Annotated in this window: 24 protein-coding genes; 11 read left to right on the plus strand and 13 right to left on the minus strand. The window is 62.3% G+C overall.

The window, feature by feature from the left end:
* Positions 1 to 261: 261 nt before the first annotated feature.
* The 6 genes from Q0799_RS13795 (at position 262) to Q0799_RS13820 (ending at position 7,429) form a co-directional block, all read left to right on the plus strand.
* Positions 262 to 1,464: a 4Fe-4S binding protein gene (locus Q0799_RS13795; RefSeq protein ID WP_298399360.1), complete on the plus strand. Its 1,203-nt coding sequence runs from the start codon at positions 262 to 264 to the stop codon at positions 1,462 to 1,464.
* Positions 1,465 to 1,512: 48 nt separating this feature from the next.
* Complete coding sequence (locus Q0799_RS13800) at positions 1,513 to 3,999, plus strand: molybdopterin-dependent oxidoreductase (protein WP_298399361.1); 2,487 nt, start codon at positions 1,513 to 1,515, stop codon at positions 3,997 to 3,999.
* A gap of 24 nt (positions 4,000 to 4,023) precedes the next feature.
* Entirely contained in the window at positions 4,024 to 4,788 is a 765-nt protein-coding gene (locus Q0799_RS13805) for a 4Fe-4S dicluster domain-containing protein (RefSeq protein WP_298399363.1), read from the plus strand.
* A gap of 12 nt (positions 4,789 to 4,800) precedes the next feature.
* Positions 4,801 to 5,937, plus strand: coding sequence for an NrfD/PsrC family molybdoenzyme membrane anchor subunit (gene nrfD / locus Q0799_RS13810; RefSeq protein WP_298399365.1), 1,137 nt, complete (start codon positions 4,801 to 4,803; stop codon positions 5,935 to 5,937).
* 110 nt (positions 5,938 to 6,047) lie between these two features.
* Complete coding sequence (locus tag Q0799_RS13815; RefSeq protein WP_298399368.1) at positions 6,048 to 6,914, plus strand: molecular chaperone; 867 nt, start codon at positions 6,048 to 6,050, stop codon at positions 6,912 to 6,914.
* A complete protein-coding gene (locus Q0799_RS13820) occupies positions 6,893 to 7,429 on the plus strand; it encodes a hypothetical protein (protein WP_298399370.1) in 537 nt (178 codons plus the stop codon). The genes Q0799_RS13815 and Q0799_RS13820 overlap by 22 nt, the downstream gene beginning before the upstream one ends.
* A 355-nt stretch (positions 7,430 to 7,784) precedes the next feature.
* Here the strand turns inward: Q0799_RS13820 and Q0799_RS13825 are convergent, their stop codons facing one another.
* The 3 genes from Q0799_RS13825 to Q0799_RS13835 are packed head-to-tail and all read right to left on the minus strand — an operon-like array spanning position 7,785 to position 10,036.
* Positions 7,785 to 8,717: an MBL fold metallo-hydrolase gene (locus Q0799_RS13825; RefSeq protein WP_298399372.1), complete on the minus strand. Its 933-nt coding sequence runs from the start codon at positions 8,715 to 8,717 to the stop codon at positions 7,785 to 7,787.
* 31 nt (positions 8,718 to 8,748) lie between these two features.
* Positions 8,749 to 8,979, minus strand: a complete 231-nt coding sequence (locus tag Q0799_RS13830) for a thioredoxin family protein (RefSeq protein ID WP_076094341.1) — start codon at positions 8,977 to 8,979, stop codon at positions 8,749 to 8,751.
* Positions 8,980 to 8,989: 10 nt separating this feature from the next.
* A complete protein-coding gene (locus tag Q0799_RS13835; protein WP_298399378.1) occupies positions 8,990 to 10,036 on the minus strand; it encodes a permease in 1,047 nt (348 codons plus the stop codon).
* A 155-nt stretch (positions 10,037 to 10,191) separates the two neighbouring features.
* On the opposite strand from Q0799_RS13835, the gene Q0799_RS13840 reads away from it, so the two are divergent.
* A complete protein-coding gene (locus Q0799_RS13840; protein WP_281985054.1) occupies positions 10,192 to 10,713 on the plus strand; it encodes an arsenate reductase ArsC in 522 nt (173 codons plus the stop codon).
* A gap of 6 nt (positions 10,714 to 10,719) precedes the next feature.
* Here the strand turns inward: Q0799_RS13840 and Q0799_RS13845 are convergent, their stop codons facing one another.
* The 10 genes from Q0799_RS13845 to Q0799_RS13890 all read right to left on the minus strand — a co-directional run bounded on the left by Q0799_RS13845 (position 10,720) and on the right by Q0799_RS13890 (position 18,781).
* Positions 10,720 to 12,246 (minus strand): diguanylate cyclase, encoded by a 1,527-nt coding sequence (locus tag Q0799_RS13845; protein ID WP_298399379.1) that lies wholly within the window; start codon positions 12,244 to 12,246, stop codon positions 10,720 to 10,722.
* Positions 12,243 to 12,395: a hypothetical protein gene (locus tag Q0799_RS13850; RefSeq protein ID WP_281985058.1), complete on the minus strand. Its 153-nt coding sequence runs from the start codon at positions 12,393 to 12,395 to the stop codon at positions 12,243 to 12,245. The genes Q0799_RS13845 and Q0799_RS13850 overlap by 4 nt, the downstream gene beginning before the upstream one ends.
* A gap of 74 nt (positions 12,396 to 12,469) precedes the next feature.
* The gene (locus Q0799_RS13855; protein WP_281985060.1) at positions 12,470 to 13,021 is read right to left on the minus strand and encodes a sigma-70 family RNA polymerase sigma factor; all 552 of its coding nucleotides are present in this window, start codon (positions 13,019 to 13,021) and stop codon (positions 12,470 to 12,472) included.
* Positions 13,014 to 14,759, minus strand: a complete 1,746-nt coding sequence (arsA, locus tag Q0799_RS13860; protein ID WP_298399380.1) for an arsenical pump-driving ATPase — start codon at positions 14,757 to 14,759, stop codon at positions 13,014 to 13,016. Before arsA ends, Q0799_RS13855 begins: the two co-directional genes overlap by 8 nt.
* A 9-nt stretch (positions 14,760 to 14,768) precedes the next feature.
* The gene (gene arsD, locus Q0799_RS13865; RefSeq protein ID WP_298399381.1) at positions 14,769 to 15,131 is read right to left on the minus strand and encodes an arsenite efflux transporter metallochaperone ArsD; all 363 of its coding nucleotides are present in this window, start codon (positions 15,129 to 15,131) and stop codon (positions 14,769 to 14,771) included.
* 15 nt (positions 15,132 to 15,146) lie between these two features.
* Positions 15,147 to 16,217, minus strand: coding sequence for an ACR3 family arsenite efflux transporter (arsB, locus tag Q0799_RS13870; RefSeq protein WP_298399383.1), 1,071 nt, complete (start codon positions 16,215 to 16,217; stop codon positions 15,147 to 15,149).
* Positions 16,214 to 16,714, minus strand: a complete 501-nt coding sequence (locus Q0799_RS13875; RefSeq protein WP_298399385.1) for an arsenate reductase ArsC — start codon at positions 16,712 to 16,714, stop codon at positions 16,214 to 16,216. The genes arsB and Q0799_RS13875 overlap by 4 nt, the downstream gene beginning before the upstream one ends.
* Positions 16,711 to 17,049 (minus strand): metalloregulator ArsR/SmtB family transcription factor, encoded by a 339-nt coding sequence (locus Q0799_RS13880; RefSeq protein ID WP_298399387.1) that lies wholly within the window; start codon positions 17,047 to 17,049, stop codon positions 16,711 to 16,713. Before Q0799_RS13880 ends, Q0799_RS13875 begins: the two co-directional genes overlap by 4 nt.
* Before the next feature lie 67 nt (positions 17,050 to 17,116).
* A complete protein-coding gene (locus Q0799_RS13885) occupies positions 17,117 to 18,556 on the minus strand; it encodes a methyl-accepting chemotaxis protein (RefSeq protein ID WP_298399389.1) in 1,440 nt (479 codons plus the stop codon).
* Positions 18,557 to 18,637: 81 nt separating this feature from the next.
* A complete protein-coding gene (locus tag Q0799_RS13890) occupies positions 18,638 to 18,781 on the minus strand; it encodes a hypothetical protein (protein ID WP_298399391.1) in 144 nt (47 codons plus the stop codon).
* Between the two features lie 167 nt (positions 18,782 to 18,948).
* Between Q0799_RS13890 and Q0799_RS13895 the strand changes: the two genes are divergently transcribed.
* The 4 genes from Q0799_RS13895 to pstB all read left to right on the plus strand — a co-directional run bounded on the left by Q0799_RS13895 (position 18,949) and on the right by pstB (position 22,757).
* Positions 18,949 to 19,950, plus strand: coding sequence for a PstS family phosphate ABC transporter substrate-binding protein (locus Q0799_RS13895; protein WP_298399393.1), 1,002 nt, complete (start codon positions 18,949 to 18,951; stop codon positions 19,948 to 19,950).
* Between the two features lie 97 nt (positions 19,951 to 20,047).
* Positions 20,048 to 20,983: a phosphate ABC transporter permease subunit PstC gene (gene pstC, locus Q0799_RS13900; protein ID WP_298399395.1), complete on the plus strand. Its 936-nt coding sequence runs from the start codon at positions 20,048 to 20,050 to the stop codon at positions 20,981 to 20,983.
* A gap of 10 nt (positions 20,984 to 20,993) precedes the next feature.
* Complete coding sequence (gene pstA, locus Q0799_RS13905) at positions 20,994 to 21,920, plus strand: phosphate ABC transporter permease PstA (protein ID WP_298399397.1); 927 nt, start codon at positions 20,994 to 20,996, stop codon at positions 21,918 to 21,920.
* A gap of 57 nt (positions 21,921 to 21,977) precedes the next feature.
* The gene (gene pstB, locus Q0799_RS13910; RefSeq protein WP_298399399.1) at positions 21,978 to 22,757 is read left to right on the plus strand and encodes a phosphate ABC transporter ATP-binding protein PstB; all 780 of its coding nucleotides are present in this window, start codon (positions 21,978 to 21,980) and stop codon (positions 22,755 to 22,757) included.
* The last annotated feature ends 1 nt before the right edge of the window (position 22,758 follow it).

Here is a 22,758-nt window from a genome sequence, read left to right on the forward strand (position 1 = left end):
TGATAAGCGGCATTTGCCCTGGCTTGCCAGTCCCTTTCCGTGCGGGTGAAAAGCGCATGCCAACCGGGTGTTACGTATTCGTAACAGCGTTGGCTGGATGCAATTTTCAGCGTTACGGTTTGGTAACACCGGATTGGCGGTCTGCGCTGGGGATTTGTCTTAGCTGATTGATTGGTTTGGGGTTTTTTTATTCCCCATGTTGCTGGCCCGGCTATTGCAGAGGGGGCTCCGGCAGACAATCAAAAATAAAGGATGGCGGAGATGGAGAGTGCCCGGACGCAAACCGCGGCAGTGACGCAATGGAAGTCCGGCGGCAAGCTGGGTTTCGATGTGGCTGCCTGTCTGCCGGAACGCTTCCCGGGGCAGGCGTGCGGTATGTGTGCCGATGCCTGCCCGACGCGGGCCATCGTGCTCGACGCGGGCAGGCCGGTATTGAGCGGCGATTGCCTGGCTTGCGGACAATGTACCACCCAGTGTTTGACCGGTGCCCTGCGGGTGGATGCCTTCCCGTTGCCGGAGAGTCTGCCCGATCACGCCTGGATTCATATCGACTGCCAGCGCGTCCCGTCATCTTCCGTGCCGGAACACGGCATCCGCGTTCCCTGCCTGGCCGGTTTGTCGGCAGGCTGGTTGGTGCAGGCGGCCAGCCAGCGCGGCAGTGCCCTGCATCTGACCGTGCGCGGCTGGTGTACAGGTTGTGAAGCCGGCAAGAGTTCGCCCAATGGCAGCGCCATGGACAAGCTGATGGCGGCCGTGACCGAAGCGCGTTTATCCCTGTTCGAGTGCGGGTTCGACGAATCGCATCTGCCGGTCATCGATTTCGTGCCGACCGACGATGCCTTGATGGAATCGCTGACCGGGTTGGTTGACGCTACGCCGCCTGTGTCGCGACGCGGCTTTTTCCGCCAGTTGGCCGGTGCCGCAGTAAACGGCGCCCAGGCATTGAAAAATGACGGTGAACCGCTGCCTGCCCCGGTGTTCAGCCTGGCCGGCAAGATCGTGCCGCGTGAGCGTCTGCGTCTGGTTGGGGCCATGGCCACGCTGGCGGCGCGTCACGGGCGGCAGATTCCGGCACGACATCTGCCGCAATTGACGGTGGCCGGGAGTTGCCAGGGACACGGCGTCTGTGCGGCGGTGTGCCCGACCGGGGCGTTGCAGATTGATGCGGCGAGCGACGGCGCCGGGGGGCTCAGTTTCGACCCGCTGCATTGCATCGCCTGTGGTCAGTGTGCCCGCAATTGTCCGGACCGGGCCATCCGGATGCAGCCATTCGGCGGCGATGGCGCCGGCCGCCAGTCGTTGATCCGCTGGCAGTTGTCCGCCTGCCGCACCTGCGGCAGCGAATTCCCGGCGCTCGGTGGGCGCGATCAATGCCCGGTCTGCAGCAAGCAGGCGCTCTTTTCCCGCAGCCTGGCTGGCGGGGTCAACAGTCTTTTTGCCCAGTCGCCGCCCGCGGATGCCTGAGCGAAACGTGCAGCACAAATTTATCGGCGTTTCAGAGGAGGAGAAAAAATGAGCATATTGAAGTTGGGCATCAGCCGTCGTCGCTTCCTGCAGGCGACCGGCGTTGCCGGTGCAGCCGGCGCGACGGCCGGCGGATTCACCGCCTTGGCTCCCTTGTCCGGCGAGGCCAAGGCTGCGCCGGCACCGGCCAGCGGCGATTACCAGGTGGTCAAGAATATCTGCCACCAGTGTCCGGCCCGTTGCGGCATCGATGTCTACGTGACCAATGGTCGCGTGCACTCGATCTACGGCAACACCGACCATCCGATCGCCAATGGCAAGCTGTGCCCGAAGGGCCCGCTCGGCGCCTACATCCTCTACGACCCGGATCGTTTCAAGGGGCCGATGAAGCGTACCAACCCCAAGAAGGGGCGCAACGAAGATCCGAAATTCGTGCCGATCTCCTGGGACGAAGCCTTGCAGATCGCTGCCGACCGTCTCAACAACCTGCGCGACAAGGGGGAATCGCACCGTTTCGCACTGTGTTATGGCCGTGGCTGGGGGGCTTCCTGTGCCGGCTTGCAGGGGACATTCGGCAAGCTTTACGGTTCGCCCAACGTCGCCATCGGCCACTCGTCGATGTGTTCCGACGGCAGCGTCATCTCGAAGAAGCTGGTCGACGGCATCGGCGGCTACAACGCCTACGACTACCGCAATACCAATTACCTGCTGATGTTCGGGGTCGGCTTCCTCGAAGCCTTCCGGCCGTACAACAACAACATGCAGGTGTGGGGCTACATTCGCGGCGAGAAGTCGCCGAAGACCAAGGTTACCGCGGTCGATGTGCACATGAACACGACGCTGGCCAGTTCCGACCGCGCCTTGCTGATCAAGCCGGGTACCGACGGCGCGCTGGCGCTGGCGATTGCCCACGTGATCCTGACCGAAGGCTTGTGGGAGCGCAATTTCGTCGGCGATTTTGTCGATGGCGACAATCGCTTCGTCACCGGCAAGACGGTAGATGCCAATCTCTTCAAGGAAAAATGGGTCAAGGGCCTGGTCGATTGGTGGAACGTCGAGTTGAAGGACCGGACCCCGGAGTGGGCGACCGAAGTGACCAGCATCGCCACCGCCGATATCGTCAAGACGGCGCGCGAGTTCGGTACGACACGGCCGGCGATGGCGCTCTACGAACGTGGTGCCCACGCCCATTCGAACGGTGTGTACAACGGCATGGCGATCCACACGCTGAACGCGCTGGTCGGTGCTTTCTACGCCAAGGGCGGCCTGATGTACCAGATGGGCCCGTCTTACGGTGCGATGCCGGTCAATGCTGACGACTACATGGACGACTGGGCGAAGGCCGGCGACTGGAAGAAGATGCCGCGCATCGACCTGAAGGGCCATGAAGACGGCTATCTGATGGCCAACAACATGCTCCAGGAAGTCGGGCCGAACAGTCTCAAGGGCAACCCGTACAAGCTCGACACGGTGATGTTCTATCTGACCAACCCGGTCTTCACTGCGCCGAACGGCAAGGAATGGGAAGAGGCGCTGAAGGAACTGTTCGTCATCGACACCTCGCCCTTCCCCGGCGAGACGGCGATGATGGCCGATCTGATCCTGCCCGATCATACCTACCTGGAGCGCATGCAGGACGCGCCGACCTATCCCTTCCAGGGCTGGCCGCTGGCGCAGCTGCGGGTGCCGGCCGTCAAGCCGCTGTACGACACCAAGTACTACGGCGACATGCTGATCGAGCTGGGCAAGCGCATCAAGGGACCGATGGGCGATTACTACAAGGCGCTGAACAACACCGAGAACGTCATCCGTCACCTGGCCAAGGGCTTTGAGAAGGATCCCGGCGACAACGGGGTCAATTCCTTCGAGAGCTGGGTCGAGAAGGGCGTCTGGTACAAGAAGCCTTACATCTACCAGCAACGCCAAGGCGAGTTCTACGAGTGGGACGGCAAGGGCTACAACAAGCCGCTGAACGCCGACGCCGTCAAGGAGAAGTTGTTCAAGACCGCTTCCGGCAAGTTCGAGATTCGCTCCTCCGCCATGGAAGCCAAGGCGGACTGGATTGCGGCCAAAACAGGGCGCGACCCGGCCAAGCTGATGTTCCCGCAGTGGGAAGAGCCGAAGCACCCGGGCGGTGGCGACCTCTACATGGTGACGCCGAAGGTCGCCCTGCACGCCGAAGGACGCGGGGCCAACATTCCGCATGCCATCGCCCTGCTGCAGCCGACCATGGGCGGGCGCAACACGGTGTACATCGAGATTCATCCCGAGACCGCCAAGAAGCGCGGCATCAAGGATGGCGACAAGGTCAAGGTGAAGTCCGATCTGGGGCACATCGAGGGCTTTGTCCGCTATTTCGAGGGTGTTCGTCCGGACACGCTGGTCTTCCCGATGGAGCACGGTCACTGGGCACACGGCCGCTGGGCCAAGAACCGGATGCCGGGTCATGGCGGTGAAATCACCGTCAACCAGTCCGACCGCATTACCGGCCAGTGCAATTACTACACCACCAAGGTCAGCATCGAGCGGGCCTGAGCAACGGATACGAGGAGAAGATAAATGGCTAAATGGGGTATGGTCATCGACCTGGAGCGCTGTACCGGCTGCCAGGCCTGCTCGACCGCCTGTGCGCAGGAGAACAACACTGCGCCCGGCGAAAACTGGCAGGACGTCCTGTTCTTCGAAGAGGGCAAATTTCCCAACGTCAAGCTGACCTGGCTGCCACGGCCCTGCCAGCATTGCGAAAACCCGTCCTGCGTCCATGTCTGCCCGACCAAGGCGACCTACAAGACCGAGGATGGTGTGGTGCTGGTGGACTGGAACAAGTGCATCGGCTGCAAGTACTGCATGATCGCCTGCCCGTATGGCGTGCGCTTCTACACCGACACCAAGCCGCTGGTCGAACCGGATGTCAAGCAGGTGTTCAAGAGCGAGGACGGCAAGCACGGCTGGACGCCGCCCTACCGGATGCCGGATGCCAACGAGGACTGGAGCAAGGGTATCGGGGTGCCGCCACCGGGCGTCGTTTCCAAGTGCACCTTCTGCTACCACAAGATCAGCAAGGCCCCGGCAGGCGTACCGGATCTCGACGAGGACATCCCTGAACTGAAGGAATACGTGCCGGCCTGCGTACGTACCTGCGCACCCAAGGCCCGTTTCTTCGGCGACCTCGACAACCCGTCTTCGCACGTCAATCAGTTGATCGCCGAGAAAAAGGGTGTCCGCCTGATGGAGCACACCGGCAACAAGCCGCAGGTGTACTACGTCACCGGCAAGAGCGCGGTCGTGCCGTCCGGGCGCGCCAATGAAGATCGTGATTCCTGAGGAGAATTGCTCATGACTACTGCTGCACGCAAATTGCCCGGCGGTTTCGGGTACCTGGGCGCGGCCGTGCTCGGCTTCGTGGTGACGGCGGGCTTCGTGCTCGCCAACCTGATGTCGAACGGCCACCGCGCCTTCAATACCACCAATGATGGGATCTTCTGGGGCCTGCCCATCGTCGTCTACGACTTCTTCCTGTTGTCGTCGACCGGACTGGCGCTGGTTGCCTGTCTCGGTCTGGTCGCCGGAATCAAGGACTTCATGCCGCTGGTCAAACGCTGCCTGTGGCTCGCGCTGGCCGCGCTGGCCGGCGGCGGGGCAACGCTGTTCCTTGAGCTGGGGGCGCCGTTCAAGGCCATGTACGCGATTCCGTTGAGCTTCCAGACGGCCTCGCCGTTGTTCTGGAAAGTCCTTTTCGTCGTCGTTTTTGCCATCTCGCTGCTATTGCTGCTGGCCAAGTCACTGACTGCGACCGCCGAGCAACTGGCCGAGGGAGCCGTACCCAAGGTGCTGGCCTTCACGGCGCTTGGCGTCACGCTGATTGCCGGTGCGGTATTCGGCATGATGGGCATGCGGCCGTTCTGGTTCGGTGGCGAATTGCCGGTGGTTTTCCTGGTGGAGTCCTTCCTCGGCGCCATGTCCTTCGGCATCTTCTTCACTTACCTCGTGTACGGCTTTTCCGCCGACAGGCTGCCGGCTGGTGTGCGCAAGCTGTTCGACGGCAAGATGAGCGGTCTCTTCGCCATCGTCATCGCGCTTCATGCCGCCTTCGTGCTGGCCCGCGTGTCGACCGGTCTGTGGAGCAACCTCGATGGCTTGCAGGTGTGGAAGGTGATCAGCGGCTCGGCCTTGTTCCAGGTCGAAATCTGGCTGTGCATCCTGCTGCCGCTGGTGCTGATGCTCAAGGAAAGTACCCGTCGTCAGGCCGGCATGCAGATTCTTGCTTCGGCATTGACCCTGGTCGGGCTGTTCATCGGTCGCTACGAATTCATCATCGGCGGTCAGATGGTGGCGCCGTTCAAGGGAAGCTGGACGCACGGCCTGTTGAGCTATACGCCTTCGATGGTCGAGTGGGCCATGCTGGTGATGGCGGTGTGCCTGGCAAATGCCATCTACGCATTTGCCGAGAGCCGTTACTCGATGGATGACTGATTGTTCCAGACTCCGCAACGAGGAGTATGCCCGGCACCCTTGCGGCCGGGCATTTGGTTCGCCGGTTCGGGGTTCCGGACCGGCCTTTTTTCGCATGAAGGAAGAAGCGCATGAACGATCGTATTCACCTGCGTCCCCTGTGCACTGCCCTGGCGGATTTTTACGCCCTGCTGGCGCGAGCCTTTACCCAGCCCGGCGACGGCTATCTTGCCGCCATGCGCGATTCGCTGGTCGCCGACCTGAATGAGTTGCGTCCTGCCATTCCCTGGCTGAGCGGGCAGACCATCGCTGATTTCCGGCAGGCGCTCGACGCCGTCGCCGACGACCTGCAACTCCTGCAGATGTACAGCCGTCTGTTCATCGTGCCGCCGCGACCGGTATCGATCAACGCCGGTCTCTATCTGGACGGTAGCGTCATGGGACGTTCGGTCGATGCGCTGAGCGAAACCTACCGCCAGGCAGGGTTTCAGCGTGCCGATTCGGTGCGCGACCTCGACGATCACCTGTCGTTGATTCTCGAATTTGCTGCCCTGGCCCGTGAGCGTGCGGCCGAAGACGAGACGAATCAGTCGTTCGCCGAGCGTTTCGAAGCGCATTTCCTGCGCCCCTGGCTGCCCAGCTTTGCCCGGGAGCTGAACGAGTCCTGCGAGCATCTGGCATTTGCGCCGGTCTATGCCCATCTGGCGGCGATGCTTCGCGATGTCGTCTGGGCTGGAGAAAATCCTTTGGGCGAAACGGCGGATGCGGCCGCCGACGCGCCCCCGGAAGCTGCCGTGGCACAGGATCACTGCCGGCATTGCGGCAAACCCTTCATCGCCAGCGAGGAAATGCGGAACATGAAGGCCAGCCTGAAGGAAAAAGGGCTGGACGCCATGTTCATGGATGTCTGTCCGGATTGCCGGACTGCCGAGATGGGGTTCAAGACACTGACCCCGCCTGAGCCGCCTAAATACCGATGGGGACTGGACAAGCTCTGACCCGGGTACTGCCCCTGCTGTTCTTGCTGGCGTTGCCGGTGCGGGCGGAGTTCGATGTCGCCGATTACGAGATCAACGCCAGTCTCAAGGATGACCGTCAGCGCCAGCAAACCTCGGCGGAAATCGAAGCCGGTCGTCAGCGCGAATTGGCGCGAGCGGCTGAAGAAGCAGCCCGCAGGCAGGCCGAAGATGTTGCACGGCAGGCAGCCTGGCTAGCCTTGCCGGCAGATGAACGTCTGCTGCGGACCCGCTGCATGCCCTGTCACGGACTGGGTCCAGTCGAGGCAGTGCGACATTCCCTACCAGGCTGGTTGGCCGTTACTTTGCGCATGAAATATGCCAACAAGGCTGAATTGAGCACGGCGGATATCTGGCAGATCAGTCTTCACTTGAGTCGGCGGCTGCCGGCTGGCCGAGCGGATGCAGCGTTCGAATGGGTGAGCTTGCTTGTGGCGATTCCACTGATCTTGATCTACCCGTTGTGGCGCCACCGTCGTCATCAGAGAAGCCAATGAATCGACAGCAACTTGCCTCCTATGTTATTTCCGTGTTCTTGTTGAGTTCTAGCTTGAAAGCCAGGGCGGAGCAGCCGGGTGGCTACGATTCCATTCAGACGGCTACGGCTGCCACGAGGCAGGAGCCAACGCATAGAATCGAGTCGCCGCAAGCTAATAAAAATAGGGTTGCCGGTGTCAAGGCGAAATCGGCAGGAATGCCTGAGCTTCCCACAAGCACCCCGGCTCCGGGAAAGCTGCCGCTTATTTCGCCAGATCGTTTGCCGGACAAACAACTCGGGCTGGGGTGTGCGGACTGACCGGAACATCGCAGAACCTGCAGTACTGTCCGTACTGCAGGCTTGGTTGCGTTGCACTACTGAGCTGACTCAAAGCGCAAGTAAGCTCGATTGACGTTGCCGCGGTGCAGATCGTCGAAATTGCGCAGATGCTTGAACGCGGGTGCATCCTTCAGGGCGTCGACGGCGGCGTCGACGCCGGCCATGTCCTCGGCAGACTGCTTGGTGCCGGCGACGACGAAAGTCAGGTAATCACCCGTCTCGCGCTGCGCCTGAGCGACATCGCAGACCCGGCCGTGGCCCGGGACGATGCGCGCCGGTTGCAGGGCGACGGCCTGATTGAAAGCTTTCAGCCAGGTTTCGGCATTGCTTTCGGGGAGGATGCCGAGCAGGCGGTCGACGTAGATGTGATCGCCGGAGAACAGGATTTTCTCCTTCGGTAACCAGACCACGGCATCGCCGTCAAAGTGGGCGTGGTCGAAGTAGCGCAGTTCCAGCGTCCGGCCACCCAGTGTCAGCGTCTGCGTGTCGCCGGCCAGCGGCTTAGCCGCCGGTGCCGGGGCGGTGCCGTCCATCTGTTCCTTCAACTCATGGGCCAGCGCTTCGATCTGTCCCTTGCCAAGTCGCGCCTGGGTCGTTGCCGTGCGTTGCAGTGCGATGATCTGTGCGCCCTGGACTGCAAAGTAGGCGTTGCCCAGCCAGCGATGATCCTGGCTACCGGTGTTGATCACCCACTTGACCGGTTTGCCGGTCAGTTTGCGGGCTTCGCTCTCAAGCAGCTTGGCAGCCATGGTCGATGCGCCGGAATCGATCAGGATGGTCCCGTCCGGTGTGTCGATCACCCCGTAATTGGCATTCAGGCCGAAATTTTCATACAGTCGCGCGCCAGTCTGACCGATTAGGGCAAAGATGCCATCGCCGAGCTTGCCTACCGTCAGCACGGCTTCGGCGCGAACCGTCTGGGTGAACAGCATCAGGGCGCCAGTCAGCGCAAGCAAAATTTTCTTCATTGTGTAGTCCTCCTCCGTTGGGGAGATCAGTTTATAACCAAGTACTGATTTTTGCCCGATCCGGAACGCCCCCAGCGTGCACGACCTTGCCGTCGACGACCACGCCCGGCGTCGACATCACGCCGTATTTCATGATTTCGGGCAAATCCTCTATTTTCGTGAGGTTGACCGCAACATTGCGTTCAGCGGCGACTTCCTCGATCAGCTTGACGGTATTGCGACAGTTGGCACAGCCGGTGCCGAGAACCTTGATGTCTTTCATGATGTGCTTCCTAAATGACGATGTTGAACAGATAGCCGACGACAATGATGCCGCTGGCGACGATGCCGACGTAGATGGCGATCAGCTTCACCTTGAGCGCTTTGCGCAGGATGATCATTTCCGGCAATGACAGTGCGACCACGCTCATCATGAACGCGAGCAGCGTGCCCATGGCTGCCCCCTTGCCGTACAGTGCCTCGACGATCGGGATGACGCCGGCGGTGTTGGTGTACATCGGCACGCCGATACCGACTGCGGCCGGCACCGCCCACCAGGCCTCCTTGCCCATCAGTGTCGCCATCAATTCCTGCGGCACGTAACCGTGGATGCCGGCGCCGATGGCGATGCCAACCATCACGTAGGGCCAGACTCGGCCAACGATTTCCTTGACGCTGGCCCACGCCGAAGCGAAGCGTTCCGGCCAGGTCGGCGTGGCCATCTCGATGCTCAGCGCAGCGCTCTTCTGTATGGCGAGAACCCAGTCCTCAAGCAGGTGTTCCAGATTCATCCGGGTCAGGATCATGCCGGCGATCACCGCCAGCGCGATGCCGAAAGTGAAGTACAGCGCCGCCACCTTCCAGCCGAACATCGCGAACAGCATCACTATGGCGATCTGGTCGATCATCGGTGCGGCGATCAGGAAGGTCAGCGTGATGCCGAGCGGCACGCCGGCCGACAGGAAGCCGATGAACAGCGGTACTGCGGAGCAAGAGCAGAATGGCGTCACCGCACCGAGCAGTGCAGCAAGTAGGTAATTGACCGAGGCGGCACGGCCCGCCAGCAAGGCTCGTGTGCGTTCCGGCGTGAAGAAGGTATGGATGATGCCCATGACGAATACGACGCCGGTCAGCAGCAACAGCACCTTGGGGGTGTCGTAGAAAAAGAAATGCAGCGCTTCCCCGAAGTGTGTCGTCCGGTCGATGCCGAACAGGCTGATGAGCCAGTTGGCGAACGCGATCAGGTGGCTGTAGGCAGCGATCCAGAGAGTTGTGCAGAAGGCGATCAGGGCCAGCCAGGATGATGTGTGTCTTGGCGGTGAGAGGCGGAGGGCGAGCATGGTTTTTCCCGAAAGGCAGAGGTTGACCGTGTAGACGGATGAGCCGGGAAAAAGACGCAGCTTGCGTGAAACAATTTGGTCATATGCCTGAAATCAAGGGGGCCGGGGCGGCTGATTACACTGCTGGCGAACCATCAACCTGCACCAGGGAGGCCATGATGTCCGACGTCAAGAACGTACTTTTTCTCTGCACCGGCAATTCAGCCCGTTCAATCATGGCCGAGGCCATCATGAACGACATCAGCGTTAACAAGGGACGTTTCCGCGGCTTCAGCGCCGGCAGCATGCCCAATGGCACGGTCAACCCGCTGGCCATCGAACAGTTGCAGAATCTGCACCTGTCGACCGCAGGGTTGCGCAGCAAATCCTGGGAAGAGTTTGCCGTACCGGGCGCGCCGCAGATGGATTTCGTCTTTACCGTCTGCGACAACGCCGCCGGCGAAGTCTGCCCGGTGTGGCCGGGGCAGCCGCTGACCGCGCACTGGGGAATCCCCGATCCGGCAGCGGTCGAGGGCAGCGATTTCGAGAAGCACCGCGCCTTTGTCGAAGCCTTCCGCCAGTTGCGCAACCGCATCGAACTGCTGGTCAACCTGCCGCTCGATAAACTGGATCACATCGCTTTGCAGAAGCGCCTGGATGATATCGGGCGTGTGTCGGAAACGGCTGCCAACGCCTAAAACGGGTCAGGTGATCCGGTTCTTGCCGGCGTGCTTGGCTGAATAGAGGGCGTCGTCGGCGCGCTTGAGAATGGCCTCGGCCGTGGCTTCGCCGTCGCCGACATGGGCCACGCCGGCACTGGCACCGACGGAAACGATTTCGCCGGATACGCTCAGGCGGATCGGTCGGGCGATGGCGGTAATGAAGCGCTGGGCAATCTCGCGCGCGGCGGCGGCACTCGGGCAGTCGTGCAGGATCACGGCAAACTCGTCGCCGCCCATCCGGGTCGCCAGATCATCCTGGCGGTTGACATTGTTCAGACGCGCCCCGATGACGCGCAGCACTTCGTCGCCGGCATCGTGGCCGTAGCGGTCGTTGACCGGCTTGAAACCGTCCAGGTCCATCATGATCACGGCGAAGGGCCGCTTTTGGGCTTGCCAGTTCTGGATTGCCGCTTCCATCGCCAGTTGCAGGCTGGTCCGGTTGGGTAGGTCGGTCAGCATGTCGCGGAAGGCCAGGCGCTGCATCGTTTCCTCGGCTCGCCGGCGCAACGTGATGTCCTCGACGGTCAGGATGGCCATCACCGGTACGATGTCCTCGTGCAGGATCATCGACAACTCGCACAGGATGGGCGTGCCGTCATTCTTGCGCAGCACGACTTCGACCTTGTCGATCAGTTTGTCGCGGGCCTCGCGCAGACGCTGCATCAACGACGACCAGGTGTCCGGATCGGCCCAGATCGGCGACTGGCCGAATTGCGCATGTTCGTTGTCGAGCGGGCCGATGGTGCGGATCCATGCCGCATTGACATTGACGATGCGGTCGGTGTCGATGCGGATCACCGCTGCGGCAATCGGCATGACCCGGAGCAGGTCGAGCAGCCGGCTCTTCATCAGGCGCACAGCGTTGATCAGCGGGGTTTCCGTGCCGGTCGGGGAAACGGCCTCTTCGACCAGGTTGCCCTGGACGATTTGTTGCGCCAGGTTGATCACATGCTGGCTTTCGTAGCCTTCCCGGCGCAGCCAGATGGCCAGGTAGCCCATCATGCCGACGAAGGGCAGGAAGTAGGCAACGTGCAGGCCGAACAGCAGCCAGAACTGGTTGCTGTCGAAAACGAAGATCGGCGCGCCGAGTGCCTGCGCGTAGCCGAGGATCAGGTGGTGCAGGTAGATGACGACGGTGGCGGCGAGTATGGTGCGCCAGTCGCGGTAATAGAGCAGGACACCGATCAGGCCGAAGGCCGAGAAATGTGCTTCGATGTCGCCGCCGGTCTGGTGGATGATCAGACCGGTGAACACCATGAAGGCGCTGGCCATGAACAGGCGCGTCAGCAGCGCGCCCGGCTGCCGGCGTAGCAGCACAAAGGAAAGCAGCAGCGTTGGCACGCCGATCAGCAGCCATTCCATCCAGGTCGAGCGCAGCGGTGCCAGCAGTGCGCAGACCAATAGCAGGAAAACATTCATGCCGACCATGATGCGGTCGGCGCGTATCCGGAACGGCCGCAGCAGTTCGTCGAAGGCCGCTTCGGTGGCGAACGGACGGGCGACTATCATCGGGTGATGCACATGAAACCGAGCCAGGCATCCTGCCAGGCGAAGACGCCCAGCGCCAGCAAGGAATAGGCGAGCCAGCCGGCGACCCAGAGATGGTCGCGGTGGAAGCGCTTGCTGACGGGCTGCGGCCCGTGGCTTGTTGGAGGCATGAGTGGGGTGGGGTTTATCGATGAACGCTCATGCTACGCTGAAGCCACCCGACAAAGCCAGCCGGATTTTCGTTTCAGCGCTTCGGCGGTGGGCGGGGAACGAAGCCTGCGACTTGGCCCTCTGCGTCGAAACAGACCTGACAGCCTTCGATCAAGCGCACCTTCAGGCGTTGGCGTGCCCGTTGCAGACGGGACTTTGCACCGGATAGCGAGATGCCTAGTTTTTCGGCGAGCACCTGCTGCGGCTGCCCAGCGATGTCGCACAGCTCGATCGCTAGCCGGTCAGCGGCTGAGAGTTCGCCAAGTACGCGCGGCAGGCACTGGGTCAGCTGGTCGACCGTTGCTGGCAGTTCGCTTTCGGTGGCGGCCAGGTCGTCGCTAAGTTCGCTTGGTGGGCGGTTGCTGCGCAGGCGGTCGGTCAGTGCGTTGCGGGCGACCTGGAACAGCCAGGCGCGCGGGTTGTCCAGCGTGCAGAAAGCATCGCCCTGGCGCAGCGCGCGCAGGAAGACCTCCTGCAGCAGGTCGTCGGCTTCTGCTTCGCTGTCGAGCCGATGGCGCAGCCAGCCCAGTAGTTCGCCGCGCGTTTCGCGCCAGGCGCGGCTGAGGCAGGGCCGATCGTCAGGCATCGAGTTGCTGCAGACCGGCGACGCCCACCGGCGCGACGGCCAGCCATGGCACCAGCGCACAACGCGGCGCCAGCGTGTCGGCGACGCGGCGGATGAAGGGGATTTCGTAAGCACCGCGCAGCGACAGCAGCGGATCGCGGCTGCCGCTGGCGAGCAGGCTCTGTTCGATGACCCAGGCCCAGGGCCGGATGCCGGCGCGGGCCAGGTCGCCCTGCAGGCGCTCGGCTTCGTGCACCGGCGTCGCTTCCGGTAGGGTTACGACCAATACATGGGTAAAGGCGGGGTCGCGTAGGCGCGGCAACAACTGCGTCACGGCGGCCGGCATTTCGCCGCGGGTGCGCAGCACCTCGCGATGGTAGGCCTCGGCGGCGTCGAGCAACAGGATGGTGTGGCCGGTCGGCGCGGTGTCGAGGACGACGAAACCCTCACTGCCCCGATCGACCTCGCGGGCGAAGGCGCGGAAGACGGCGATTTCCTCGGTGCATGGCGAGCGCAGGTCTTCTTCGAGCAGCGCCAGCGCGCTGGCGTCCAGTGTGCCGCGCGCCTTGCTCAATACTTCTTCGGTGTAAGCGGCGACTTCGGCGGCAGGGTCGATGCGGCTGACCGAGAGCCCGGTAATTTCGCTGCCGACGGCAGCGGCGACATGGGCGGCCGGGTCGGTGGTCGATAGGTGCACCTTATGTCCACGCCGGGCCAGCGCGACGGCGACGGCCGCAGCGACGGTGGTCTTGCCGACGCCGCCTTTACCCATGGTCATGACCACGCCGTGACCGGCGCTGGCCAGTTCGTCGATCAGCGCGCCGAGGCCGGCGGGCAACGGGGTGCAGGCGTCGCTCGGGCGCGTTGGCGTGGCGACGGCAGCCGGATCGACGATGGCGCGTAGGGCGTCGAGCCCGACCGTGCCGCGCGGCAGGAAGGGCACGACCTGGCGCGGCAGCCCGGCCAGACCGGGCGGCATGGCGAGCAGGGCAGCGCTGCTGCGCTGGTCCATGGCCTGGGCGATGGCGTCGTCCGAACTGGCCGAGAACAGACCGTTGACGATCAGGTGCAGGTTGCCGACACCAAGTTCGGCCAGTTCGTGACGGGTGCGCTCCGCCTCGCGCAGCGCCGCGCTGTCGGCCCGGGCGACCAGGACGACGCGGGTCTGCGCCGGGTCGGACAGGCGGTCGACTGTCGCCGCGTACAGCGCCTTCTGCTTTTCCAGCCCGGCCAGCGGGCCGAGGCAGGAAGCGCCGCCCTGGTTGCTGTCGATGTAGCCGCTCCACGCCGACGGCAGCGTCAGCAAGCGCAGCGTGTGGCCGGTCGGCGCGGTGTCGAAGATGACGTGGTCGAAGTTTGCCGTGGCGCCGGCGTCGCCGAGCAGCTTGGCGAACTCGTCGAAGGCCGCAATCTCGACCGTGCAGGCGCCGGAGAACTGTTCTTCCATGCTCTGGATTGCCGCCGCCGGCAGGATGTTGCGGTAGGGGGCGACCATCCGCTCGCGGTAGGCGGCGGCCGCCGCCTCCGGGTCGATGTTCAGCGCCGACAGGCCGGGTACGCCGCGTATCGGCGTCGGCGTGCCGGCGAGCGCCGTTTCCAGCACTTCATCGAGATTCGATGCTGGATCGGTACTGACGATCAGCACCCGTCTCCCCTGTTCGGCCAGCGCCAGTCCGGTTGCGCAGGACAGCGAGGTCTTGCCGACGCCGCCCTTGCCGGTGAAGAAGAGGTAACGCGGTGTGTCGTTCAGGTCGATCATGGCTAGTCCTCAGCAGCAGCCGGATTTCGGCGAGCAGCAGGATTTTTTCGGCGCTTCTTCGCCACCGCTCAACGTCAGGCCGAGCTTCTGCGCCAGTTGGGCGCGCGAGGGGTAGAGGCCGGTGGTGACGATCTGGCCGTCGATGGCGATGATCGGCAGGCGGTCGATGCCGGCTTCCATTTCCTTGACCACCGCCGGATTGGCGGCGAAGGCCTGCGGCTCCTGGCCGAGGTTGTAGCGCTGCACGGTAACGCCTTGCTCGCCGATCCAGGCCAGGTCGGCGGCGAACTGGACGAGGATGGGATCGACATCGACGCCGCAGACGCCGGTCGAGCAGCACATGGCGGGATCGTAGATTTCGAGTTTCTTCATTTCAGTCTCCTGTATTCAAAGGGCTTTTTCGTACCAGGTCTTGGTCGAATTGACCATCTTCACCAGCCACAGCATCACCGGCACCTCGATCAGCACGCCAACGACGGTGGCCAGCGCAGCGCCGGAGTCGAAGCCATAAAGGACGATGGCGACGGCTACGGCGAGTTCGAAGAAGTTGGAGGCGCCGATCATCGTCGACGGCCCGGCGACATCATGCCGGACGCGGAATTTTCGGTTCAGCCAGTAGCCGATGCCGGCGATCAGCAGCCCCTGGAGGAAGATCGGCACGGCCAGCATGCCGATGATCAGCGGCTGCTCGACGATGGCTTCGCCCTGGAAGGCGAACAGCAGCACCAGCGTCGCCAGCAGCGCCATGATGGTGAACGGGCCGATGCGTTCCTGCGCCGCCTTGAGCGCCGCTTCGCCGTTGCGCAGGAAATGCTTGCGCAGCCCCTGGGCGATGGCCAGCGGGATGACGATGTACATCACCACCGACAGCAGCAGCGTGTCCCACGGTACCGGGATCGCCGAGACGCCGAGCAGCAGCGCGACGATGGGGGCGAAGGCGAAGACCATGACCAGATCGTTCAAGGCCACCTGCGAGATGGTGAAGTTGGCGTTGCCGCGGCACAAGTTGCTCCAGACGAAGACCATCGCCGTGCACGGCGCCGCGCCGAGCAGGATCAGGCCGGCGATGTAGCTGTCGAGCTGGTCTGCCGGCAGGTAAGGGGCGAAAACGTGGCGGATGAACAGCCAGCCGAGCGCCGCCATGGTGAAGGGCTTGACCGCCCAGTTCACGAACAGCGTGATGCCGATGCCGGCCTTCTGATCCTTGACCTCGTGGATGGTCGAGAAGTCGATCTTCATCAGCATCGGCACGATCATCACCCAGATCAGCAGGCCGACCGGGATGTTGACCTGGGCCACTTCCATCCGGCCGAGCGCCTGGAAGGCGGCCGGGAACCACTGGCCGAACAGGATGCCGGCGACGATGCAGAGCACCACCCAGACGCTGAGGTAACGCTCGAAAAAGCCCATCGGGGCTCCGGCCGCCTGTTTGGCGGCAACACCGCACTGGGCGCTCATGCTTCGCTCTCCTGGTGAATCCGCTTGGCGGCCGCGGCGACTTCGGCTGCGCTCAGGCTTTCCAGCGGCAGGGCGACGAAGGCCTCAACGCGTTGGCGCAGCTTGCGGTAAGCGTCCTCGAAGGCGGTACGGCGCGCTGCCAGCGGCTCGACGTGGGCCGGGTCATCGATCCCCCAATGGGCGGTGGTCGGGTGTCCGGGCCAGATCGGGCAGGCTTCACCGGCAGCCGATGCGCAGACGGTGAAGATGTAGTCGATGTCCGGCGCGCCGGGGGCGGCGAATTCGTCCCACGACTTGCTGCGCGCTTCGGGCAGCGGAATGCCGTGCTTTTCCAGCGTTTCCAGGGCCACCGGGTTCACTTTTCCGGACGGCTGGCTGCCGGCCGAAAAGGCGCGGATACGGCCCTGGCCGAGGTGGTTGAACAGTGCCTCGCCGAGGATGGAGCGGGCAGAGTTGCCGGTGCATAACACCAGCACGTTGATGGTTTTGGCAGTCATGGATTGTTCTCTGTGGTGGCGCAGGTATGGATTTGCTCGCCGCAGGGTTCCCCGGCGCAGCAGTGTTCGGTCAGGTAGCCGAGTAGTTCGTTCATCGCCGGGTAGTTGGCGATGTAGTAAATGAAGCGACCTTCCTGGCGGTTGCGGATCAGGCCGGCGTTGCTCAGTTCCTTCAGGTGGAAGCTGAAACTGCCGTTGGCTTCGGCGTTCAGGTGGCCGGCCAGGTCGGCGACGCATAAACCCTCCGGTCCGGCCTGGACAAGACGGCGAAAGATGCGCAGCCGGGTTTCGTGGGCAAGTGCCTTGAGGGCATTGGTAGCGAGTTCGATATCCATATTTACAGAATAGTCAAAATGTCGTGCGAAGACAAGCCGCATTTTCAAATGCGGCAGGGGTCGGGGATCAGACCGCGAACTGCAGCATCGACTCGCGCAGGCGATCGGCCTGTGTCGCCACCTGGTTGGCCGAGGCCGACGATTCCTGTGCTGCTCTTGCGCCGCGTTCGATCACCTGCGCCATGCGCTCGGTGTTCTGGGCGATCTGTTCGGCGGCGAGCCGCTGTTCCCCGAGTACCTCGACGATTTCCCGGGCAGCGACGGCAGAGCGTTCGCAGAAGGATTCGATCCTGGCGATGGCGCTTTCGGCCTGCTCGGCCAGTTCGGTCCCTCGGCGCGAGCGTTCGGCGGTTGCGGCGACGGCCGTGCTGCTGGTTTCGGCGGCATTGCCAAGCTGCGTGACCAGGCTTTCGATCATTCGCGTGGTGTCGGCGGTGCGGGTAGCCAATTTGCGGACCTCATCGGCGACGACGGCAAAACCTCGGCCGCTGTCTCCGGCGCGGGCGGCTTCGATGGCGGCGTTCAGCGAGAGCAGGTTGGTCTGCTCGGAGATTTCCTTGATTTCCCGGGCGAAGCCGGAAATCTGCCGGGTGTGCTGCTGCAGTTCCAGCATTGATGCCGTCGATGCCCGCGCTTCGGCAGATATGTTGCCGATTTCGTTGATCGCCTGATGAATGATCCGGCCGCTTTCGACGGCGGTTTCGCGGGTGATTCGCGTGGCGTCGGCGGCGCTGCCGGCACTTTCGGCCATCACCGCGATGGCCGTGGTCAGTTCCTCGATGGCTGCCGTGATCATCGCGGCCGAGTCGCTTTGCAGGCTGTTGGCTTCTGCCACTTCGCGAGCCGACTGGCGCAGCGCCAGGGCGTTGCCGGAAGTCGTCTCGGCGCCCTGCTTGACGTCGCCGATGAGCAGGCGCAGGCGTGTCTGCATGTCGTCGATGGCGGCGACCAGCGAGTTGGCGGCGGCCTGCCCGGAGCGCATCGGCTGGGTGAGATCGCCGGCGGCAACCCGGCGCGTGGCGGCGACGACCGGTTCCAGTTCACCACCCAGGCGATGCAGGATGTGGCGACCGACAAGCGCGGCCAGTGCCAGGAAAAACAGCGAGCCGAGTACGCCGACGGCGAGCACCAGCAAGGCATTGGCGGTGAAGCGTTGTTCGGCCAGTTGTGCGGAGCGCGTGACGCTGTCGCTGCTGGCCTGGCTGATCGCAGCGAAGGTGGCGCCGAGTGCATCGACCAGCGGCTGGTCGGCATCGCGAATGCCGGCGTCGACCATCAGGATGTATTTCGGCTCGCCCGGCTCGTTGCTGGCGAGAACGTCGTCGTAGCGCAGATTCAGCTCCTCGGCTAGTTTGCGGATTTCACTGCTGCGTCCCAGCGGCGGAAGTTCGCCGGCGCGCTGCATGGCCTCGAGTTGTTCAAGGGCTTGCCAGAAGGATTGCCGTCCGGCGAGAAATTCGGCGTGTCCCTTGTCGAATTCGCTGCTCATGAAGTTGCGCAGCAGCATGTTGTTGAGCCCACGCTGTTGTGCCTGAAAGGCGTTGCGGGCGGCGCTGACATGGTTGAGTGCCTGGCTGGTCCGGCTAACCTAGCCCGAAACCTCGTGAATGTCGTTGCGAAACCCCTGAAGCGAGAACAGGGCGGTCAATAACAGGACGATACCGAGAGCGCTGCCAACACCAACGATGGCCAGCAGTCCTCCGCGGATGGACAGCGAAGCAAGATGTTTCACGATTGAAATTCGCCTTAAGTAACAAAATCATCAGCTTAATCGGCAAATATTTCAGGGAATTTACGGGCTTGGTAGGCAATTCGGCTTTATTACAGACTGTCATCCGGTTGTAACAAAGGCTGGTTAATCTGCGTTCTGTCATCTTTCACCCACGCAGGAGTTACCTCATGTTCAAGCAATCCAAGATCGTTTCCGCGCTGGCTGTTGCCGGCCTTACCCTGTTCGGTGCGCAGGCAGCGTATGCCCAGATCGTCAAGATCGACGGTTCGTCGACCGTTTATCCGATTACCGAAGCCGTTGCCGAAGACTTCCAGAAAGCCAAGAAGAACGCCATCAAGGTGACGGTTGGCATCTCCGGTACGGGCGGCGGTTTCAAGAAGTTCTGCCGTGACGAAACCGATCTGCAGAACGCCTCGCGTCCGATCACCGCCAAGGAAATGGCCGACTGCAAGGCCGCCGGTGTCGAATACATCGAAATGCCGGTTGCCTACGACGCGCTGACTGTCGTCATCAACCCGAAGAACACCTTCCTCAAGCAAGCTACCGTCGAAGAGCTGAAGAAGATGTGGGAGCCGGCTGCCCAGGGCACGATCACCAAGTGGAACCAGGTTAACCCGGCCTGGCCGGATGCGCCGATCAAGCTGTTCGGCGCCGGTGCCGATTCGGGGACCTTCGAATACTTCACCGAAGCCATCGTCGGCAAGGCCAAGTCCTCGCGCGGTGACTACACCGCTTCCGAAGACGACAACGTGCTGGTCCAGGGCGTCTCGCGCGACATCAATGGCATCGGTTACTTCGGTTACGCCTACTACGCCGAAAACATGGCCCGCCTGAAGGGGCTGCCGATCGTTAATCCGAAGACCGGCAAGGCGGTCGAGCCGTCCGGTGCCAACGTCGAAAACGGTTCCTACGTACCGCTGTCGCGTCCGATTTTCGTCTATGTCAAGGCCAAGTCGATGCAGAAGCCGGAAGTTCGCGAGTTCGTCGAGTTCTACATGAAGAACGCCGACAAGCTGATCCGCGAAGTGAAGTACGTGCCGCTGCCCAAGGCTGCTTACGAAGGCAACCTGAAGCACGCCAAGGAAGGCAAGGTCGGTACGGTGTTCGGCGGTCATAATGAAGTCGGTATCACCGTCGAAGAAATCCTGAAGCGCGAAGCGAAGATGTAAGTCGCACTCGGCGGGCGCTTGCTGCCCGCTGCCGAACAGGCCGGTCCGGTAACGGATCGGCCTTGTTTCCGAGAGGTATCTTCAAGTGAATCACGCCATGTCCGTAAATTCCGCTTCCGATCTGCATCAGGTCAGCGACCGCCTGGCACACAATGCCATGCGCCATGTCAGCGAGCGCATCATCGAGATGCTGTTGTTTGCCGCTGCCGCCGTTTCGGTACTGACTACCGTCGGCATCGTCTATGTGCTCGTTTCCGAGTCCATCCACTTTTTTCAGCATGTCCCGCTCATCGACTTTCTGACCGATACGCAGTGGACGCCTTTGTTCGATGATGCCCATTACGGCATCATGGTGCTCATTTCAGGGACGCTTGTCTCGTCAGGCGTGGCGCTTTCCGTTGCTATCCCGATGGGTACGATCATTGCGATCTATCTTTCCGAATTCGCCAACACGAAAGTGCGTGAAGTGGCCAAGCCGGTGCTTGAATTGCTCGGCGGCATCCCGACCATCGTTTTCGGCTATTTTGCCCTGCTGATCGTCACCCCGTTGCTGCAGAAAATCTTCCCGGAACTGCCGGGCTTCTCGCTGCTGTCGGCCGGTCTGGTCATGGGCATCATGATCGTTCCCTACATCGCCTCCCTGTCCGAGGATGCGATGCGCGCGGTGCCGATGAGCATGCGCGAAGGCTCCTACGCAATGGGGGCGACCAAGTTGTATACCGCGATCCACGTTGTCGTGCCGGCAGCCATTTCCGGCCTGGCCGCTTCCTACATCCTGGGTATTTCCCGGGCGGTCGGCGAAACCATGATTCTGGCGGTTGCCGCCGGCATGCAGCCGAACCTGACCTGGAACCCGATGGAACCGGCTGCGACCATTACTTCCTACATCGTCCAGGTCGCCCTGGGTGATCTGCCGCACGGCTCGATTGGTTACCAGACCATCTTCGCCGCCGGCCTGACCCTGCTGCTGATCACGCTGATGTTCAACATCGCCGGCCAGTGGCTGCGCCGTCGCTATCGTGAGGCCTACTGACATGCAACCGATGACTACCGAACAAATCCGCGTGTTGATCGCACGCGGCAAGTTGAAAGACACGCTTTTCCAGGGGCTTGGCATCATCTGCCTGTCCATCGGCTTGCTGGTGATTTTCCTGCTGGTCGGCGACATGCTGATGCGTGGCCTGGATCGACTCAATATCGAGTTCTTCACCGAGTTCGCATCGCGTCGCGCCTCGCAGTCCGGCATCCTGTCGGCCTGGGTCGGCACGCTTCTGGTGATGCTGGTGACCGCAGCGGCTGCCGTACCCCTCGGCGTCGCCGCCGGCATCTACCTCGAGGAATACGCCAAGCGCAACTGGATCACCGACATCATCGAGATCAACATCACCAATCTCGCTGCCGTCCCGTCCATCGTCTATGGCCTGCTCGCGCTCGGCATCTTCGTCTACACCTTCGGCTTCGGCCAGAGCATCCTGTCGGCTGGCCTGACTCTGGCGCTGCTGATCCTGCCGATCGTCATCGTCGCTACCCGCGAAGCGATCCGCTCGATCCCGGCGATGATCCGCGAAGGGTCGATGGCGGTCGGCGCGACGCGCTGGCAGACCTGCCGCTATCACATCATCCCCTACGCCATGCCCGGCATCCTGACCGGCGTCATCATCGGCCTGGCCCGTGCCATCGGCGAAACCGCCCCGATCATCACCATCGGCGCGCTGACCTTCATCGCCTTCCTGCCGCCGGCACCCTTCTCCGCGACAGGTGTGGATGGCGCCAGCGCCGGCCTGTTCGACTGGGTGATGTCGCCCTTCACCGTGATGCCGATCCAGATCTTCAACTGGACCTCGCGTCCCGACCCGGCCTTCGAGGTCAATGCGGCTGCCGCCGGCTTCGTGCTGATGGGCATGGTGCTGACGATGAATGCCATCGCCATCTATCTGCGTTACCGCATGCGCAAGAACATCAAGTGGTAAGTCCTGCGGACGACCGCAGCTAACGCCGAGAAACCGAATATCGAAATGGAATCGCAAATGCAAACACACGACAAGCCCCAGCTCAAGGCCGAAGCCCGTAACCTGAATTTCTATTACGGACAGACGCAAGCCTTGAAGAACATCAACATGCCGATTTATGACAAGAAGGTCACCGCGCTGATCGGGCCTTCCGGTTGTGGCAAGTCGACTTACCTGCGCAGCTTCAATCGCATGCACGACCTCTACCCGGGCAATCGCTACGAGGGCGAGATCCGCTTCTTCCCGGACAACAGCAACCTGCTTTCGGCGGATGTCGATCCGATTGAAGTGCGGATGCGTGTTGGCATGGTTTTCCAGAAGCCGAATCCCTTCCCCAAGACCATCTATGAGAACGTCGCTTACGGTCTGCGTGTCCGTGGCGAGAAAAACAAGCGGATACTCGACGAAAAAGTCGAGAACGCCCTGCGCGGTGCGGCCATCTGGGACGAGGTCAAGGATCGTCTTCAGGATCTGGCGCCCAATCTGTCCGGTGGTCAGCAGCAGCGTCTGTGCATCGCCCGTGCGCTGGCGACCGATCCTGAATTGCTGCTGTTCGACGAGCCGACCTCGGCGCTCGACCCGATTGCCACCGGTGCCATCGAGGAACTGGTGCACGAACTGAAAACACGCGTGACGATCCTCATCGTCACGCACAACATGCAGCAGGCGGCCCGCGTTTCCGACTATACGGCCTACATGTATCTGGGTGAGATGATCGAGTTCGGCAAGACCGACGAAATCTTCATCAAGCCGCAGGACAAGCGTACCGAAGACTACATTACCGGCCGCATGGGCTGAG

It is taken from the genome of uncultured Azonexus sp., from assembly GCF_937982035.1.
GTDB lineage: Bacteria > Pseudomonadota > Gammaproteobacteria > Burkholderiales > Rhodocyclaceae > Azonexus.